General features: G+C 74.5%; 1 protein-coding gene. It reads right to left on the bottom strand.

Annotated features, from left to right (window positions below):
• A partial coding sequence (locus tag CCN56_RS18835; protein ID WP_256962037.1) for a condensation domain-containing protein occupies positions 1-2,282 on the bottom strand: 2,282 nt, incomplete at both ends.

The raw sequence follows: 2,282 nt of genomic DNA, 5'->3' as shown, positions 1-2,282 counted from the left end.
CGGTGGGCGCCGCGTGCACCTGCAGCATCACCTGGACGAGCGGGGCGTGGGCGGCGGAGCGGTGCGGGCTGAGGTGTTCGACGAGGCGGTCGAAGGGGAGGTCCTGGTGGCTGTAGGCGGCGAGCCCGGACTCGCGGACCCGGCGCATCAGTTCGGTGAAGTCGGGGTCGCCCGAGGTGTCGGTGCGCAGCACCAGCGTGTTGACGAAGAAGCCGACGAGCGGGTGCAGGGCGTCGTCCGCGCGGCCGGCGACGGTGGTGCCGATCGCCAGGTCGGTGCCCGCGCCGTGCCGGGTGAGGAGGGCGGCGAGGGCGGCCTGTACGACCATGAAGAGGGTGGCGCCGTTGCTCCGGGCGACGCGCAGCAGGGCCCGGTGGGTGGCGGCACTCACCTCGAAGGCGGTGAGGGCGCCGGCTCCGTCGCTCTCGGCGGGGCGCGGCCGGTCCGTGGGCAGGGCGAGGAGCGGCGGCAGCCCGTCCAGGGCCTGGCGCCAGTGGGCCAGTTGCTCGCCCGCGACACCGTGCTCGCCGTCGAGGAGTTCGTGCTGCCAGAGGGTGTAGTCGGTGTACTGGACGGGCAGCGGCTCCCACGCGGGAGCCCGGCCCTCGGCGCGGGCACGGTAGGCGGTGTCCAGGTCGGCCAGGAGGCAGTTCGTCGACCAGCCGTCGCCCGCGATGTGGTGGACGAGGAGCACCATGGTCTGCCCGCCGCCGCCGTCCGTCACCAGCCAGGCCCGGAAGGGGACCTCGGCGGCCAGGTCGAAGACGTACCCCGCGGCCGCGTCGACGGCCGCGCGCACCGCGTCCGGGCAGTCGGCCCCGACCTCCTGGAGGACGGGCGTCTCACCGGTCAACACCTGCTGGTACGGCTCGCCGTCCGCCGTCCGGTAGACGGTCCGCAGCACCTCGTGCCGGTCGGCGACGTCCGCCAGGGCTGCGGCCAGGACGGCCGGATCGACGGGTCGGTGCAGTCGGGTCACCACGGGAATGTTGTACGTGGCGCTGGGCCCTTCGAGCCGGTTGAGGAACCAGAGCCGGAGCTGCGCGGCGGACAGGGGCACGCGTGCGGGGCGCAGCGCGTCGGGGACGGGCCGCAGCGGGGGGCGTGCTGGGCCGTCGCCCCGCTCGTCGAGACGACGGAGGAGCTGCCGGGGCGTGGGGGCGAGGAAGACGTCCCGGATCGCGGCCTGGAGACCGAGGGCGCCACGGATGCGGTTGGTGAGCTTGCCGGCGAGCAGGGAGTGCCCGCCGAGCTTGAAGAAGTTGTCCCCGGGGCGTACGTCGTCCCGGTCGAGGATCTCCGCGAACAGGCCGCGGACGATCTCCTCGCGGGGATCCGCCGCGGAGCCCGTCCTGGTTCCCCGTCCGTCGCCGGGTGTCCTCCGTTCGGCGAGGGCGCGGGCGAGGGCGTCGTGCCGGCGGTCGAGTCCCCGGCGCTCTTCGTCGGTGAGCAGGGCGATCCCGCTCAGCGGCGTGTCGTCGGCCTGCTCGGCGAGGGCCGTCAGGGCGCGCTGGAACAGCGCGAGCAGGATCCGTGCGGTGTCCTCGTCGTACAGGTCCGTCGCGTACTGCAGCCCGAGGAGCACTCCCCCGGGTTCGCCGTCGGTGTCGTGCGTCTCGACGCAGTGGAAGGAGAGGTCGAACTTGGCTCCGGCGAGGTCGGCGCCGTCCGCCTGGCCGGAGATGCCGCCGAGGCGGACGGCCGTGTCCTGTGCGGTCTGCGCGCTGACCATCACCTGGAAGAAGGGGTGGCGGCCGAGGGAGCGTTCGGGGTTGAGGTCCTCGACGAGGAGGTCGAACGGCAGGTCGTCGTGGGCGAAGGCCGCCAGGTCCCCGTCCCGTACGCGCCGCACCAGCTCGGCGAGGGTGGGGTCCCCGGTCATGTCGGTGCGCAGGGCCAGGGTGTTCACGAAGAACCCGACGAGCGCGTGCAGGTCCTCCTCCGGCCGGCCCGCCACCGCCGTGCCGACCACCACGTCCTCGCCCGCGCCCGCCGCCCGCAGGGCGAGGGCCAGCGCGGTCCGGACGACCATGAAGAAGGTGGCGCGGCGGCTGCGGGCGACACCGGCGAGCGCCCTGTGGACCAGGGCGTCCACCTCGGCCGTCACCACGGCCCCCCGGTGGCTGGGTTCCGTGGGCCGGGGCCGGTCGGCGGGCAGCCGGGTCTCGGCCGGGATCCCGTCCAGGACCTTGCGCCAGTACGCCGACTGGTCTTCGCGGACGCCGTGTTCGCCGTCGAGGAGCTCGCGCTGCCAGAGGGTGTAGTCGGCGTACTGGCGCAAG

This window comes from Streptomyces sp. NRRL B-24572 (assembly GCF_002156145.1).
Taxonomy (GTDB): Bacteria; Actinomycetota; Actinomycetes; order Streptomycetales; family Streptomycetaceae; genus Streptomyces; species Streptomyces vietnamensis.
The sequence above is the reverse complement of the archived record's forward strand: the minus strand, read 5'-3'. Positions and strand labels throughout refer to the sequence as shown.